Annotated in this window: 18 protein-coding genes; 10 read left to right on the forward strand and 8 right to left on the reverse strand. The window is 68.8% G+C overall.

The window, feature by feature from the left end; translation table 11 throughout:
• Window positions 1-23 precede the first annotated feature (23 nt).
• On the forward strand, window positions 24-740 hold the full coding sequence (locus AB0I34_RS21065) for a 16S rRNA (uracil(1498)-N(3))-methyltransferase (protein ID WP_360447323.1): 717 nt from the start codon (window positions 24-26) through the stop codon (window positions 738-740).
• Window positions 741-811: 71 nt separating this feature from the next.
• Here AB0I34_RS21065 and AB0I34_RS21070 read toward each other — a convergent pair whose 3' ends face one another.
• The 3 genes from AB0I34_RS21070 to AB0I34_RS21080 form a co-directional block, all read right to left on the reverse strand.
• The gene (locus AB0I34_RS21070) at window positions 812-1,951 is read right to left on the reverse strand and encodes a Gmad2 immunoglobulin-like domain-containing protein (RefSeq protein WP_360447325.1); all 1,140 of its coding nucleotides are present in this window, start codon (window positions 1,949-1,951) and stop codon (window positions 812-814) included.
• The gene (locus tag AB0I34_RS21075; RefSeq protein WP_360447327.1) at window positions 1,948-2,457 is read right to left on the reverse strand and encodes a SigE family RNA polymerase sigma factor; all 510 of its coding nucleotides are present in this window, start codon (window positions 2,455-2,457) and stop codon (window positions 1,948-1,950) included. The genes AB0I34_RS21070 and AB0I34_RS21075 overlap by 4 nt, the downstream gene beginning before the upstream one ends.
• 172 nt (window positions 2,458-2,629) lie before the next feature.
• Window positions 2,630-2,794, reverse strand: coding sequence for a hypothetical protein (locus AB0I34_RS21080; RefSeq protein WP_360447329.1), 165 nt, complete (start codon window positions 2,792-2,794; stop codon window positions 2,630-2,632).
• Here AB0I34_RS21080 and AB0I34_RS21085 point away from each other — a divergent pair.
• From AB0I34_RS21085 to AB0I34_RS21115, 7 genes are read left to right on the forward strand one after another with little or no spacing between them, the layout of a single operon-like run.
• On the forward strand, window positions 2,793-3,719 hold the full coding sequence (locus AB0I34_RS21085; protein WP_360447387.1) for a PhoH family protein: 927 nt from the start codon (window positions 2,793-2,795) through the stop codon (window positions 3,717-3,719). The genes AB0I34_RS21080 and AB0I34_RS21085 overlap by 2 nt on opposite strands.
• Entirely contained in the window at window positions 3,716-4,201 is a 486-nt protein-coding gene (gene ybeY, locus AB0I34_RS21090; RefSeq protein ID WP_360447331.1) for an rRNA maturation RNase YbeY, read from the forward strand. Before AB0I34_RS21085 ends, ybeY begins: the two co-directional genes overlap by 4 nt.
• A gap of 7 nt (window positions 4,202-4,208) precedes the next feature.
• A complete protein-coding gene (locus tag AB0I34_RS21095) occupies window positions 4,209-5,513 on the forward strand; it encodes a hemolysin family protein (protein WP_360447333.1) in 1,305 nt (434 codons plus the stop codon).
• A 29-nt stretch (window positions 5,514-5,542) separates the two neighbouring features.
• Window positions 5,543-5,878: a cytidine deaminase gene (locus AB0I34_RS21100; RefSeq protein WP_131350068.1), complete on the forward strand. Its 336-nt coding sequence runs from the start codon at window positions 5,543-5,545 to the stop codon at window positions 5,876-5,878.
• Window positions 5,862-6,791 carry a GTPase Era gene (era, locus tag AB0I34_RS21105; RefSeq protein WP_360447335.1) on the forward strand — a complete coding sequence of 310 codons (930 nt, stop codon included), beginning with the start codon at window positions 5,862-5,864 and terminating at the stop codon, window positions 6,789-6,791. The genes AB0I34_RS21100 and era overlap by 17 nt, the downstream gene beginning before the upstream one ends.
• 25 nt (window positions 6,792-6,816) lie before the next feature.
• Entirely contained in the window at window positions 6,817-7,482 is a 666-nt protein-coding gene (locus AB0I34_RS21110) for a GNAT family N-acetyltransferase (RefSeq protein WP_360447337.1), read from the forward strand.
• Window positions 7,479-7,781: a hypothetical protein gene (locus AB0I34_RS21115; protein WP_360447339.1), complete on the forward strand. Its 303-nt coding sequence runs from the start codon at window positions 7,479-7,481 to the stop codon at window positions 7,779-7,781. The genes AB0I34_RS21110 and AB0I34_RS21115 overlap by 4 nt, the downstream gene beginning before the upstream one ends.
• Window position 7,782: 1 nt before the next feature.
• On the opposite strand, the gene AB0I34_RS21120 is transcribed toward AB0I34_RS21115, so the two are convergent.
• The 3 genes from AB0I34_RS21120 to AB0I34_RS21130 all read right to left on the reverse strand — a co-directional run bounded on the left by AB0I34_RS21120 (window position 7,783) and on the right by AB0I34_RS21130 (window position 10,140).
• The gene (locus tag AB0I34_RS21120) at window positions 7,783-8,772 is read right to left on the reverse strand and encodes a GNAT family N-acetyltransferase (protein WP_360447341.1); all 990 of its coding nucleotides are present in this window, start codon (window positions 8,770-8,772) and stop codon (window positions 7,783-7,785) included.
• A 66-nt stretch (window positions 8,773-8,838) separates the two neighbouring features.
• Window positions 8,839-9,255: a PPOX class F420-dependent oxidoreductase gene (locus AB0I34_RS21125; protein WP_360447343.1), complete on the reverse strand. Its 417-nt coding sequence runs from the start codon at window positions 9,253-9,255 to the stop codon at window positions 8,839-8,841.
• 54 nt (window positions 9,256-9,309) lie between these two features.
• Window positions 9,310-10,140, reverse strand: coding sequence for an EamA family transporter (locus AB0I34_RS21130; RefSeq protein ID WP_360447345.1), 831 nt, complete (start codon window positions 10,138-10,140; stop codon window positions 9,310-9,312).
• Between the two features lie 113 nt (window positions 10,141-10,253).
• Between AB0I34_RS21130 and AB0I34_RS21135 the strand changes: the two genes are divergently transcribed.
• Together AB0I34_RS21135 and AB0I34_RS21140 are read left to right on the forward strand one after the other, a co-directional pair.
• On the forward strand, window positions 10,254-11,564 hold the full coding sequence (locus tag AB0I34_RS21135) for a DUF1800 domain-containing protein (RefSeq protein WP_360447347.1): 1,311 nt from the start codon (window positions 10,254-10,256) through the stop codon (window positions 11,562-11,564).
• Window positions 11,565-11,581: 17 nt separating this feature from the next.
• Window positions 11,582-12,832, forward strand: a complete 1,251-nt coding sequence (locus tag AB0I34_RS21140; RefSeq protein ID WP_360447349.1) for a DUF1501 domain-containing protein — start codon at window positions 11,582-11,584, stop codon at window positions 12,830-12,832.
• Here the strand turns inward: AB0I34_RS21140 and AB0I34_RS21145 are convergent.
• Both AB0I34_RS21145 and AB0I34_RS21150 read right to left on the reverse strand, forming a co-directional pair.
• Window positions 12,818-14,110: a HAMP domain-containing sensor histidine kinase gene (locus AB0I34_RS21145; protein WP_360447351.1), complete on the reverse strand. Its 1,293-nt coding sequence runs from the start codon at window positions 14,108-14,110 to the stop codon at window positions 12,818-12,820. The two genes, AB0I34_RS21140 and AB0I34_RS21145, sit on opposite strands and share 15 nt — an antisense overlap.
• Window positions 14,107-14,775: a response regulator transcription factor gene (locus AB0I34_RS21150; protein WP_360447353.1), complete on the reverse strand. Its 669-nt coding sequence runs from the start codon at window positions 14,773-14,775 to the stop codon at window positions 14,107-14,109. Before AB0I34_RS21150 ends, AB0I34_RS21145 begins: the two co-directional genes overlap by 4 nt.
• Window positions 14,776-14,936 lie beyond the last annotated feature (161 nt).

Genomic DNA, 14,936 nt, shown 5'->3' on the forward strand with positions numbered 1-14,936 from the left:
CCTCGCGGGAAGGTGATGGGCTGGTGGGCGTTGCCGTTTTCTTCGCGCCGGAACTCGTGGGCGACGAACTGACCCTGGACGGCCCGGAGGGCCGGCATGCGGCGGTGGTTCGGCGGATCGGGCCGGGTGAGCGCATTCGGTTGACCGACGGTCGCGGCTCGTGGGCCGAAGGCCCGGTGACGGCTGCGTCCAAGGCCGGGGTGACCGTGTCGGTGCAGCAGCGTGGGCACGAGGCGGCGGCTTTGCCTCGGTTGGTGGTGGTGCAGGCGTTGCCGAAGCGGGAGCGGGCCGAGCTCGCGGTGGAGATGCTGACCGAGGTCGGGGTCGATGTGATCGTCCCGTGGAACGCGGAGCGGAGTCAGTTCCGCAACAACCCCGAGCGGTCCGCGAAGACGTACGGGAAGTGGCAGGCCTGGGCGTTCGAGGCGAGCAAACAGTCCCGCCGTTCCTGGTTCGCCACCGTGGAGCCCATCGCGAGTACGCCGGAGGTCGCGCGACTACTTTCCGCCGCAGCACTCCCCGTCGTACTGCACGAGGAAGCCAAGACGCCGCTCGCCTCGCTCGAGCTCCCGACCGAGGGCGACATCGTCATCGTCATTGGCCCGGAAGGCGGCATCGCCCCGGCCGAGCTGGCCACCTTCGCCGCCGAGCCCATCCGCCTCGGCGACACGGTCCTCCGCACCTCAACCGCCGGCGTAGCCGCAGCCGCCGCGCTCCTCTCGCGCTCCCGCTGGGCTTAGCATCCGGACTTGCCGCTGGCGGGTTGTTTCATCGCCGGCGTCAAAGAACCGGTCAGCGAGCAAACAACCTGCTAGCGGACCTCGATGGTCTTGGAGTCGACGTCGGTGGTGGAGCCGTCGCCGGGGGAGATGAGGAAGGCCTCGATCTGCCAGGGGCCGGGGGTGAGCTTGAGGTTGAAGGCGAAGGGCGTGAACTTCTGGCCCTCCTTGGTGTTCGTGTAGCCCTTCCGTACCTCGCGGGTCTTCAGGTTCGTGGCCTCGTAGTTCACCGTCGCCTCGTACGCCGCGGCCGTGCCTTCGACGGTGACCATCGACTTGGTCAACTGACCCTGGGCCGGGGAGGTGATCCAGACCAGCGCCTGGACGTTGGCGGCCTGGGCGCGACTGAGCGGCGTACTGGTGTCGACCTGGCCGAACAGCCGGGCACCGACCTGGCCGCCCTGGGTGATCTGGACCTGCTGGCTGCTGTCGTCGAGGGCGCCTTGCACCGTGTAGATCAGCTGCTGGGCGGCCACGTCGGCGGTCTCGGGGTCGAGCTTCGTCGTCGGGAGCCGCTTGAAGTCGACGGTGACCGTGCCGTCGGACCTGGTGACGGTGTTGATCTCGGCGCCCCGCCACACGGAGTAGTAGTCAGGGTCGCCGGGCTGCTTGGACGTCATGATCCGGACCGCCTCGACGGCGGGCCGGCCACTCACCTTCGCCCAGGTGCGGTAGAGCCGGACCTTCGGTGTGGCCTTGGTCGTCGCTCCCGGAGTGGGACGGACCGCGGTCTTGTCGCCGAGCCAGTAGACCGGGACGAGGGTTCCCTTCACCATCGGCTCCGGCGTACCGCGGCGGTCCTTCGGCAGCGAGGTCGCCTGTGCCGTCGGCGGCTCTGGCGGCGGCTGGCTCGGCGAGGCGCTGGACTGTGGGGTGGTCGACGACGGCAGTGCGGAGGCGCTGGTCGACGTACTCGGACCGGCTGCGACGCCGCTGTCACCTGCGGTGTTCGTGTTGTCGTCGAGGACGGTGAAGGCGCCGATCACCGCCGCCGTGCCGACGATTGCAGCGCCCGCGGTCAGCACCCACGGGCGCCGGGACGTCGTACGGCGCTGGGCCCGGGCGCGGGCCTGGATCTCGGGCAGTGAGTCGGTCGGCTCGACCCGGTCGGCCTCCTCGTGCAGGGACCGCCGCATCAGCTCGTCGAACGAGTCGTTGGGATGTTCGTTCATACGTTCTGCTCCAGGAGCTGGCGCAGCGACTTCGTCGCCCGCGCGGCGTGGCTCTTCACCGATCCCCGGCTGATGCCCATCGAGTCGGCGATCTCCGCTTCGGAGAGGTCACCGTAGTACCGCAGCACCATCACGGTGCGTTGCTTCTCCGGCAGGGTGCGCATCGCTTCGATCACCCGGTCGGTCTCGGCCGTCCGCAGCGCGGCCTGCTCGGCGCTCGGCGCGTCCGGCAGCGAGCGTGGCGTGTGCTTGTCGACGACCACCAGATGACGCTGGCGGGAGCGACAGCGGTTCACCACCGCGGTGCGCAGGTAGGCGAGAGCCTTGTGGGGGTCGCGCAGCCGGTGCCAGCGGCCGTGCATCGCGACGAACGCGTCCTGCACGATCTCCTCCGCCGTACCGGTGTCGCGCAGCAGCAGGGCGCCGAGCCGGACCAGCGACGTGTAGTGCGCCGTGTAGACAGCCGTCAACGCCTCGTCGGCATCCCACGAGGACTCATGTGTCACGCACTCTTCGTACACCACGGCTGGTTGCGCCACGACACGATGACGCGGAGACCCTCTTGCAGGTTGACAACACACCCGGGTTGACAACTACCAGGCCCCGTTTCGGGCGGTTCGGGCGTGTTCCGGGGAATTACAAGTGAGGGTGTCAGTGGAGACGGCTAGCATGGGTTAGTCAGTCAGTGATCATCGGCATCAGGAGGAAGAGCCTGTCCAGGCCACGCAGTATCGAACCGGAGGCGCGCGCGAACGGCCGTGGACGCGATGAGCTGTCCCGATCGAGCACCGCCACCAGCGCGCAGGCGTCGCACAAGATCGTCGTGCCGAACAGCATCGACATGGTGGCCCTGCTCGGAGCCCGGGACGAGTTCCTCCGCATCGTCGAGAAGGAGTTCGCCGCCGACATCATGGTCCGCGGCAACGAGATCACGCTCAACGGCGAGCCGGCCGAGCTGGCCCTGGCCGAGCGGCTGATCGACGAGCTGATCGCGGTCGTGCGGACCGGGCACGGGCTGACCGCCGACTCGGTCGAGCGCAGCATCGCGATGATCAAGTCCGCCACGGCCGAGAGCCCGGCCGATGTGCTGACCCAGAACATCCTGTCCAGCCGCGGCCGCACCATCCGGCCGAAGACGCTGAACCAGAAGCGGTACGTCGACGCCATCGACAAGAACACGATCGTGTTCGGCATCGGCCCGGCCGGTACCGGCAAGACGTACCTGGCGGTGGCCAAGGCGGTCCAGGCGCTGCAGGCCAAGGAGGTCAACCGGATCATCCTGACCCGGCCGGCCGTCGAGGCCGGTGAGCGGCTCGGCTTCCTGCCCGGCACGCTGTCGGAGAAGATCGACCCGTACCTGCGGCCGCTGTACGACGCCCTGCACGACATGCTCGACCCGGAGTCGATCCCGCGGCTGATGACGGCCGGCACGATCGAGATCGCGCCGCTGGCCTACATGCGCGGCCGGACCCTGAACGACGCCTTCATCATCCTGGACGAGGCACAGAACACCTCGCCCGAGCAGATGAAGATGTTCCTCACCCGGCTCGGTTTCGGCTCCAAGATGGTCGTCACCGGCGACGTCACCCAGGTCGACCTGCCGACCGGCACGAGCTCCGGTCTGCGCGTCGTCCAGGAGATCCTCGAAGGCGTCCAGGACCTGACCTTCTGCCGGCTCACCTCCCACGATGTGGTCCGGCACAAGCTGGTCGGCAGGATCGTCTCCGCCTACGAGAACTACGAAGGCAATGGCGAGCCGCGCAGATGAACGTCGAGGTCAACAACGAGTCCGGAGTCGAGATCGACGCGCACGGACTGATGCGGCTCAGCCGGTTCGTGATGTCGTCGCTGCGGCTGCACCCGGAGTGTGAGCTGTCGATCAAGCTGGTCGACGAGGACACGATGGCGCGGTACCACGTCGAGTTCCTGGACCTGCCCGGTCCGACCGACGTGATGTCGTGGCCGATGGACGAACTGCGGCCGGGGTCCGCCGACAACGGCGAGGACTCGGATCTTCCGCTCGGTCATCTCGGAGACATCGCGCTCTGCCCGACCGTGGCGGCCGCCCAGGGCGCCAAGGCCGGGCACGGCACGTGGGCCGAGCTGGAGCTGCTGACCGTGCACGGCATCCTGCATCTGCTCGGCTACGACCACGCCGAGCCGGCCGAGAAGGCGGAGATGTGGGAAGTGCAGGGCCGCCTGCTGGAAGCCTGGCGAGCGCCGGCGAACCAGTTGGCCGGACAGGAGTGACGTTCCGGTGAGCTCCCAGGACCTCGTCCTGCTGGTCGTGGCCGCGGTGCTCGTGCTGCTCGCCGGATTGTTCGCCGGTGCCGAGGCGGCGATCTCGTCGTACTCGAAGGTCCGGGCCAACGAGCAGGTCGAGCGGGGGAACCTCCGCGCGGTCCGGCTGCGGGACCTGCTGTCCGACGCCCCGCGGTACCTGAACTCGCTGCTGCTGCTCCGGCTGAGCTGCGAGATCACCGCGATCGTGCTGGTCACCCAGGCGCTGTCGAACGTCTTCGACGTGACCTGGGAGCACGTCCTGATCACCGCTGTGGTGATGGTGCTGGTCTCGTACGTCATCATCGGAGTCGCCCCGCGGACACTGGGACGGCAGCACTCGGACCGGTTCGCGATCATCTCCGCCGGTCCGGTGATGGCGCTGACCCGGGTGCTCGGCCCGCTGCCGAAGGTGCTGATCCTGCTCGGCAACGCGCTCACCCCGGGCAAGGGTTTCGCCGAGGGCCCGTTCGCGACCGAGGCGGAGTTGCGGGCGCTGGTCGACTACGCCGAGAAGTCCGCGGTGATCGAGTCCGGCGAGCGGCAGATGATCCACTCGGTGTTCGAGCTCGGCGACACCATCGTCCGCGAGGTGATGGTGCCGCGCACCGACATGGTCTACATCGAGCGGCACAAGAAGCTGCGTCAGCTCACCTCGCTGGCGCTGCGCTCCGGCTACTCGCGGATCCCGGTGATCGGTGAGTCGCTGGACGACATCCTCGGCGTCGTCTACCTCAAGGACGTGATGCGCCGCGTCTACGACAACGCGCAGGCCGAGTCGACCGAGCGGGTCGAGTCGGTGATGCGGCCGTGCATGTACGTGCCGGACTCCAAGCCGGTCGACGAGTTGCTGCGCGAGATGCAGGCGGCCCGGATGCACGTCGCGATCGTCGTCGACGAGTACGGCGGAACAGCCGGCCTGGTCACGATCGAGGACATCCTGGAGGAGATCGTCGGCGAGATCACCGACGAGTACGACGAGGACCCGGACTCGGTGCAGGAGCTGTCCGACGGCGCGTACCGGGTCTCCAGCCGGCTCCCGATCGACGAGCTCGGCGAGCTGTTCGGCGTACCGCTGGACGACGACGACGTCGACACGGTCGGCGGCCTGATGGCGAAACTGCTCGGCAAGGTGCCGATCCCCGGCGCCGAGGTGGAGATCGAGGGATTGTCGCTGACGGCGGAGCGGCCGTCGGGGCGCCGCAACCAGGTCGGTACTGTGCTGGTGCGACGGGTCGAGACCGCGACCCGGCCGCAGGACCAGAACCACCAGCCCGCCTGACCCGGATCGCCCCCATTTCTTTGGAGTACGTGTTGTCAGACCTTTCGGCCGAGGACGCCAAACTCGTCACGCTCGCCCGCGCCACCCGCGCCCGGACCCGGGCGGCCGAGGGTGCGGCCGTGCGCGACTCCGACGGGCGGACGTACGCCGCCTGCACGGTGGCGCTCGACACGGTCGAGCTGACCGCGCTGCAACTCGCGGTCGCGATGGCCTTGTCGTCCGGTGTGAAGGGTCTCGAGGCCGCCGCGGTGGTCACCGACGCGGAGTCCGTCGACGTCAACGTGGTCCGCCACTTCGCCGGCGCCGCCATCCCCGTAGTAGTTGCCCAAGGCACCGGAGAGGTCCGCGATGTCGTCCACACCTGAGCCGTTCAAGTCCGGTTTCGCCTGTTTCGTCGGCCGTCCCAACGCCGGGAAGTCCACGCTCACCAACGCCCTGGTGGGCCAGAAGATCGTCATCACGTCGTCCAAGCCCCAGACGACCCGGCATGCGGTCCGGGGCATCGTGCACCGGCCTGACGCCCAGCTCGTGCTGGTGGACACGCCCGGTCTGCACAAGCCGCGCACACTGCTCGGCGAGCGGCTCAACGACCTGGTGAAGGCCACCTGGGCCGAGGTCGACGTGATCGCCGTCTGCCTGCCGGCCAGTGAGAAGATCGGGCCCGGCGACCGGTTCCTGGTGACCGAGGCGGCCAAGGTCGCCAAGACCCCGAAGGTCGCGGTGGCCACCAAGGCCGACCTGGTCGAGCCGGACCGGATGGTCGAGCACCTGGCCGAGATCGCCGCGCTGGGGGAATCGGCCGGCATCGAGTGGGCCTCGATCGTCCCGGTGTCGGCGACGTCGGGCTTCCAGGTCGACGTGGTCGCGGACGAACTGGTGAAGCTGCTGCCGGAGGGCTTCGCGCTCTACCCGGATGGCGACATCACCGACGAGCCCGAGGAGACGCTGGTCGCGGAGCTCATTCGCGAGGCCGCGCTCGAAGGCGTCCGGGACGAGCTGCCGCACTCGATCGCGGTCACCATCGACGAGATGGGCCTGCGCGAGGACCGGCCGGAGGACAAGCCGCTGCTCGACATCTACGCGAACATCTACCTCGAGCGGGACAGCCAGAAGGGCATCGTGATCGGCCACAAGGGTGCCCGCCTGCGCGAGGTCGGTGCCGCCGCCCGCCGCCAGATCGAGACGTTGCTCGGTACGCCGGTGTACCTCGACCTGCATGTCAAGATCGCCAAAAACTGGCAGACAGACGCGAAGCACTTGCGCAAACTGGGATTCTGATCAATCTGTCGTGGGGGAAGACCGAGTGCTGACCAATCCTGTGTACGCCGCTCTGACCGGACCGCATGCCGGCTTCGCCGAGGTCCGAGGCAACGCCCGTCGGTATCCGCCCGCGGTCGCGCCGTTCCTCGCTCTGCCGGACGACCCGACGCCGCAGGACTGGGCCGACGCGGCGGTCCTGCTCGGCCCGGGAACCACGGCTGCGCTGATGCGCCCGGAGTTCCCCATCCCTGACGGCTTCAAGCTGGACCTGCATATCGACCTGGTGCAGTTCGTCGCGCCGGCAGACCTCCCGGCCGAGGACCCGGAGGCGGTCCTGCTCGGTCCGGACGACGTGCCCGAGATGCTCGCGCTCGTAGCTCTCACCGATCCTGGGCCGTTCCGCACCCGCACGATCGAGCTCGGCACCTACCTCGGGATCCGCCGCGGCGGCGAGTTGATCGCGATGGCCGGCACCCGCTTCGCATTGCCGGACCACACCGAGATCAGTGCCGTCTGCACCCATCCGTCGTACCAGGGCCAGGGCCTCGCCACCCGCCTCATCCGCGCCGTTGCCGCCCACATCACCGCGACCGGCCGCACCCCGATGCTCCACACCGGCGGCGGTAATACCAATGCCATCCGGCTCTACAGCTCCCTCGGCTTCACCCTCACCAACCGCATGAAGGTCACCCTGGTCCAGGTCCTGTGAACGACCTGTCCCACGTCTTCTGGCTCGGCGGCGGCAGCGGCGGCGGCAAGTCCACCGTCGCCCGCCACCTGGTCGAACGCTTCGGCGTCCGGCTCTACGACACCGACCGTGCGATGGCGGATCACACTGCCCGCAGTGCCCTGGGCAACTTGTTGGAGCGGGACCGGAGGTTCACCGATCAGGTCGCGATGGAGACGCGGCGGCTCGGGCTGACCAGCATCGTGGTCGATGGCAGCCGCACCGAGGACGAGCTCGCGGTCCGGGTGGCCGGGTTGTTCGGGCTCGGCCACCCGGCGTGAGCTACAGCGTCTTCTGGTAGGCGAAGACGCGGGCGATGATGCGGTAGTTCAGCTGTTGGTTGATCGAGATCATGTGGTCGTTGGACTCGGCGTTCCAGGTGTCGACCAGGCTCAGTGCCGGTTCCTCGTCGCGCATCCACAAGAGCATGGCGGACTTGAGCAGCGCGCCGAGGCGGTGGCCCCGGTGGTCGCGCGACACCGCCGTGTCGTTCTGGATGCCGATGTGCGGGCGCTCGCGCTCGACCGTGATGGTCGAGTGGCCGGCCAGCTCACCGGTCGCCTTCTCCCGGGCGATCACCCGGTGGATGGTCCGATCGCTCTTGATCTGCGCCTGTTCGTAGGCCCGCAACCGCTCCGGGCTGTAGACGTCGTCCTCCATGTCGAGGTCGTCCTTCGGCGCGTCGTTGATCGACTCGGTCACCGCGACCATGCCGTCGAGCAACTCGTCCGGCAGCTCCCCGGTGATCTTCACCAACTCGTACGCCGACGAGCGGGCGACGGCGCCGTCGTACAGGCTCTGCACGATCGAGTAGTCGAGGCCGTCGAGGTCCTGCCGTCGGTTCACCTCGATCGCCTTCTGCTCGTAGCCGTGCCGCTGGGCGAACGCTTGCGCCTTCGGCAGGTCGTACCCGCCGAACCCGACCACGCTCCGGCCCAGCTCGCGGGTCACCTGCTCGGCGTACTCGACCAGGGCGGACCCGACCCCGCGACCGCGGTGGTCCGGATGGACGTTGACGTCGATCCAGACCTGGTTCAGGTTGTCGTACGACGGAGCCGACACGAGCACCAGTCCGATCGCGGTGCCGTCGGTCTCCCGGGCCAGAAACGCCTGCTCGGGGTTCATGTCCCAGCCGTACCGCAGCATGTTGGCGAACCCTCGTGGGGTCAGGTCCAGCATCTCCGGACAGTCCAGCTTCGTGCCGGCGTTCTGCACGGCTACGGCATCGATACACCCGGCCTCGTCGTCGGGTGACAGTCTCGTGATCTCCACGCCCACAGAGTCCACCACGCCGTCGGTTACCGCGAGTGGTTTATCCGCCGTGGAGAAGTTCCCCGCTCAGGGCTGTGGCATGCCGTAGGCGTGGTCGACGACCATCGAGAACATCAGGCGCATCTCCCCGATCATCGCGCGGCGGTAGTCGTCCCAATCCGGGTGCTCACCGGACGCGGTGCGGTAGTAGTCGACCAGGTCCTCGACGACCGCGTCGTGGGGGTCTGCCGCCACCGCACTGAGCTCGGCCTTGCCCTCGAGTACGACGTACGAGCGGCCGCCGGGTCCGTCGACGTACAGGCTGGCGCGCGGATCGCGGCGCAGGTTCTTCGTCTTGGCCCGGCCGTCGGTCAGCGAGACCCGGATCCGTTCGCCGTCGAACACATAGGTGACGTTCGACAACTGCGGTCGCCCGTCGCGTTTGAGCGTGACCAGGACGCCCAGCCCGTGAGTGCCGATCCGGTCCGCGAGAGTTCGTGTCATACCAGGGAGCTTAAGATTTCAAGCACACTTGAAGGCAACTCGGACTGTTCCGTCTCAGGTGGTGACGATCAGGACGCCGGCGACGACGGTGGTCAGACCCGCGATGCGAGTGAGGCTGAGTCGCTCGCGGAGTACGACGAGACCGGCCATCGCTCCGAGTACGACGTTGAGGGTGCGGCCGATCGCGACGGTGCCGACAGACGCGAAGGACAGGGCGAGCAGCACCAGCCCATAACTCGCCGGCGTCAGGATCGCGATCGGTATCGCCTGCCGCCACTGACCGAGCACCGCACGCAGTTCGTCGCGGCGCGGCGCGAGGATTGTCGACAACACGACGATCTGCGCCACGTTGGCTATCGCGAGGTACGGCACGAGGTTCGCGCCGAGCGAGGTCATCGCGAAGCCGTCCCACAGCGTGTAGGCGGCAGTGCAGGTCGCGACCGCGAGACCCAGCCCGAGACCGAGCGCCATCCTTCGGTGGCGGCGTAGTCCGTCCATCACGAGCACGCCGCACATCACCAGTAAGACGCCACCCCACGCCTTCGCTGCCGGCCATCCCTGCCATGGGATTGCTGCCACCGTCACGAGAACGGGAGCCACACCCCGGCTGACCGGGTAGACCGTCGAGAACTCTCCTGCGCCGTACGCCTTCTGCAGGGTGACGGCGTACGTCGTGTGCAAGAGCATGCTCACCAGACCGGACCACCAGGCCGTCCCCACGCTGCCGCGCAGGCCTGACCAGATGAGGAGTGCGGCCGAGAGCGGGAGGGTGACGAGACCGCACAACCAGACGAACGCCGGCCCGGTCTGGGAAGTCTTCTTCACCAGGAGGTTCCACGTCGCGTGGCAGCAGGCGGATGCGGTCAGGAGGCCGAGAGCGATCACGTAGACAGTGTCTACAGGATCAGGATAGACACTGTCTACCCACACCTGTGGGTTGGCTGAAGAAAGCCGCCGGAGACTGGTCCGGGCGGACCCGGCTGGAAACGATCGGGGGTATGACCGAGATCAGCGAGCGGGCCGCGGTACGGCGGCTGAACGACCGGCTCGGATTCGGGCCGGCAGCCGGGGACCTGACGGCCGGGTTCGACGCGACGCTGCGGCGATTGCTGGGTCCGGCGACGGACGCGGCGGCCGCCGCCCTTCCGCCGCCGACCGGGCTGGCGCCACCGCCGCCGATGGGCAAGAAGGATCCGGACGCCAAGAAGGACAAGGACGCGAAGAAGGCGGCCGCGAAAGCGCGGGTGGCGCAGGAGCGGAAGCTGACCGTGTGGTGGCTGGACCGGATGGTCGCGAGCCGGACGGCCAGTGAGCGGCTGACCTGGTTCTGGCACGGGCACTTCGCGACCAGCAACCAGAAGGTCCGCAACGCCGCGTGGATGCTGGGGCAGAACCAGACGCAGCGCACGCATGCGCTCGGCCGGTTCGGCGACCTGGCCCAGGCGATGGTCGTCGACACGGCGATGATCCGCTGGCTCGACGGCCAGAAGAACCGCAAAGGTACGCCGAACGAGAACCTGGCCCGCGAGTACCTGGAACTCTTCACGCTCGGCATCGGCCACTATCAGGAGACCGACGTCGCCCAGGGTGCGCGCTGCCTCACCGGGTGGGTGCTCGCCCGCGACGGGAAGGGCGCGACGTTCCAGCGGAGGCGGTTCGACTCGGGCTCGAAGACGCTGCTCGGCAAGACCGGGAACTTCGACGCCAAAGGGTTTGCCGGGCTGGCGCTGGCGCAACCCGCCTCGGCCGGCTTCGTGATCGGGCGGCTGTGGTTCCGGCTGGTGTCGGCGACGCCACCGGATGCGGCGACGATCGCTCGGCTGACCACGGCGTACGGCGCCGAGCGCAATGTACGGTCGTTGCTGACGGCAATGGTTGCCGAGGCGGCGTTCCGGGATCCGGAGTCCGCGCTGGTGAAGCAGCCGGTGGAGTGGGCGGCCGGCTTGCTGCGGGCCTTGCGGATCCAGCCGGGGAAGCTCGCCGAGAAGGAGCAGACCAAGCTGCTCGCCGGACTCCGCGGCATGGGGCAGTTGCCGTTCCGTCCGCCGAGCGTCGGGGGCTGGCCGGCTGGTGCGAGTTGGCTGACGACGTCGGCCGGGGTGACCCGGCTGCAGCTCGCCCAGCACCTGGTCAAGCAGGCCGAGATCCCCACAGTGGAAGGCGCCAAGGACAAAGTGGCCGCGGTCGCGACCCTGCTCGGTGTCGATGCCTGGACCGAGCGGACCAAGACGGCACTGGCCGGCGTGAAGGACCCCAAGCAGCTGACGGCACTCGCCGCCTGCGCACCCGAGTACGTGGTCAGCGGATGAGCGGCCGAGGAGGACTGATGGACAACCTGACGAGAAGGCGGTTCCTGGCGCTCAGCGGGGTGACGGCAGCCGGAGCGCTGGCTGTCGGCGCGACGCAGGTGAACTGGTCCGACCTGATGGCCGCGGCGGTCGACAATCCATTGCCGAGCGACCAGTCCGTGCTGGTGGTCATCACCTTGTACGGCGGCAACGACGGACTCAACACGGTCGTGCCTGCTAGCGATCCGGCGTACCAGAAGGCGCGTCCGGATCTGGCGTACGAGCAGAACGAGGTGCTGGATCTGGGTGACGGGCTCGGGCTGAACCCGGGCCTGAAGGGCCTGAAGGGTCTGTGGGACGAGAAGCGGCTGGCGATCGTGCGTGGCGTCGGATACCCCGAGCCGGACCGCAGCCACTTCCGGTCGATGGCGATCTGGCAGACGGCGTCACCGAAGTCGCCGGTACCGACCGGATGGCTCGGCCGCTGGCTTGATGCGACCGGTGCCGATCCGCTCCGGGCCGTGTCGGTCGAACCCACTCTTCCGCCGCTGCTCGCCGGCGAGACCACAGCGGCTGCGTCGCTGCCATTGCGTGGGCTGGCGCTCCCCAAGGGTGCACTCGGTACGGCGTACGCGGCGCTGGGCAAGCCGAGTCCGGGGGAGGGGCACTGGCAGGCGCGGGCGGCCAAGGCAGTGCAGGACTTGCAGGACGCGACGAAGGTGCTCGGCAACGCGGTGCGCACCGGTCACGAGAAGGACGAGGACGAGGACGAGCAGCGCACGCAGGGAGCATCGGCGGGCGGTACGTCGCAACTTGGAGCCCAGCTCGAACTGATTGCGGGATTGATCGAGGCCGGTGTACCGACGCGGGCCTACTCGGCCTCGCTCGGCGGCTTTGACACACACGCTGACGAGCGCGGGACGCAGCAGCGGTTGCTGACTGAGCTCGACATGGCGGTGACGCCGTTCGTGCAACGGCTGCGGAAGACGGACCGGGGGAAGAACGCGGTGGTGCTCGTGTACTCCGAGTTCGGCCGGCGCGTCCAGGCGAACGGGAGCGACGGGACGGATCACGGTACGGCGGGTCCGGTGTTTGTGGTCGGTGACAAGGTGTCGGGCGGTTTCTTCGGCGAGCAGCCGAGTCTGACCGACCTCTCCAACGGCGACCTGAAGGCGACCACCGACTTCCGCGACGTTTACGCCACCGTCCTCCGCGACGTGCTCGGCACAGAACCCGCCAAGATCCTCGCCGACCACAAGAGCACCATCGACGGCCTACTGAGGGTGTGAGAGCACGAGCTTGAAGCAGGCACCGCGCCGACCGTCGGCGCGGTCGCCAACCGTCAGATCACCACCATGTGCTCGGGCGACTCCTCGGGCGATTGCGAGGCCCAGGCCGGCGCCCTTGCTCTGGGGGCCGTGGACGAGGCGTTGGAAGATGCGTTCGCGGACTTCGGGCGGGACTCCGGGGCCGTCGTCCTCCACCAGGAGGCCGGTCGGCGCGACCGCGATGTGCAGGGAGTGCGCACCGGCCTGGCGGGCGTTATCGAGGAGGTTGGCGAGGAGCTGGGCCAGGCGTTCCGGATCGCCGCTGACCGTGGCGGACCCGGTTACCTGGACAGCGACATCGGGCGCGACCAACCGGATGCGGGCGGCCTGGGCCTCGGCGAGGTGGCGGAGGTCGACCTGGGCGAGGTTGAGCTGGAGGCCGGCGTCGATGCGGCTGAGTTCCAGGAGGTCGGCGACGAGAGTGCCGGCGCGCCGGGACTCGCGGACCAGCAGGAGCTCGAGCTCTTCGCGGCGTTCGGCCGGGGCCTCGGGGCCTAGCTGGATCAACGTCTCCGCAGCGGTCTGCAAGCCGGCGACCGGCGTACGCAACTCGTGCGCGGCATCGGCGACGAACTCGCGCATCCGGTCCTCCGACCGGCGCGCCGAGCCCTCGGCACCTTCGAGCGCGTCCAGCATCTCGTCGAAGGCGGCCGCCGTACGCCCGAGCTCGGTGTCGGCCCGCTCCGGCTGCAGCCGCTCACCTCGCCGCCCCGCCACGATCGACCGCGCCAGTCCTGTCATCGCATCCAGCGGCGCCAGCGCGAACCTCATCCCGATGATCAACGCCAGAGCAGTGATCAGGATCGCCGCCGCCCCCGACACCAGCAGCACCGTCCGGAGCCGCGCGCTCGCGTCCGACAGCAACGCCGTGTCCGCCGACAACAGCAACGTCGCGCCGCGCGTCCGCTGTCCCGTCTGCAACGTCGCACGCACCTGGCGGACCGTCCCACCCGGGTCGACCGGTGGCGCACCGAGTTGCTGACCCGACCGGAGGATCAGCGTAACCCGGACCCCGTCCGCGTCGATCCGCCGTACGAGGTTGCTCGGGGCAACGTTCTGCCGGGCGAGCTGCTGAGCCAGCTGCGCCCGCCCGGTCAGCAGCGAGTCGAGACTGCGCTCGGCCTGCGCGTCGAAGACCGCCTTCACCACCAGCCCTGTCACCGGCAGCACGATGAGCAGTACGGCGATCGCCGTCAGCGTCACGCGGACCCGTAAGGACGCCGTACGCAGCGGCCTCATGACGGCGGCCGCAGGACGTAGCCCGAACCGCGGACGGTGTGCAGCAACCGTGGCCCGTGTGCCTCCAGCTTCCGGCGGAGTGCGCTCACGTGCACCTCGACCAGGTTGGCCGCGTAGTCGTCGTACCCCCAGACCGCGGTCAGCAGTTGAGTCTTGCCGACCACCTTGCCGCTGCGTCCCGCGAGGAACGCGAGCAGCTTGTACTCCGTCGCCGTCAGCTCGATCTCCTGTCCGGCCCGTCGTACCAACCCGGCCTCGACGTCGACCGCCAGGTCGCCGATCTCCAGGACAGTCCGGAGCCGGCCCATCCTCCGCAGCAGCGCCTCGACCCGCGCGATCAGCTCAGCAAGAACGAACGGCTTCACCACATAGTCGTCAGCCCCGGTCCGCAGCCCACGCAGCCGGTCCTCGACTCCATCACGCGCGGTCAGCAGAATCACACCCGCGTTCGACGTCTCCCGAGCGACCGTCAGTAGCTCGAACCCGTCCCGGCCGGGCAGCATCACATCGAGTAGCACCAGGTCCGGCTGCCACTCCGCCAGCTCCCGCTCGAAGCCATCGCCGTCCGCCTGCGTCCGCACCGTGTGGCCCGCCTCGGTCAGCGCGATACCGACGCCGGTGCGGATCGGTTCCGCGTCCTCGACCACCAGCACCCGCGCTGCCATCCGGCCATCCTTGCATCGCCACGGCTCCCGCCAAGGACCGCAGAACGCACATCTTCAGCACTTCTTCAGCACTCTGTCCGGCACAAGGCGGTCACGCTCCGTGTCTCGCCGATCGAGACCCCCGGTTCGACGGCCGAGCGTGGTTGTGCATAGACTCACTG

It is taken from the genome of Kribbella sp. NPDC050281 (assembly GCF_040655855.1).
Taxonomy (GTDB): domain Bacteria; phylum Actinomycetota; class Actinomycetes; order Propionibacteriales; family Kribbellaceae; genus Kribbella.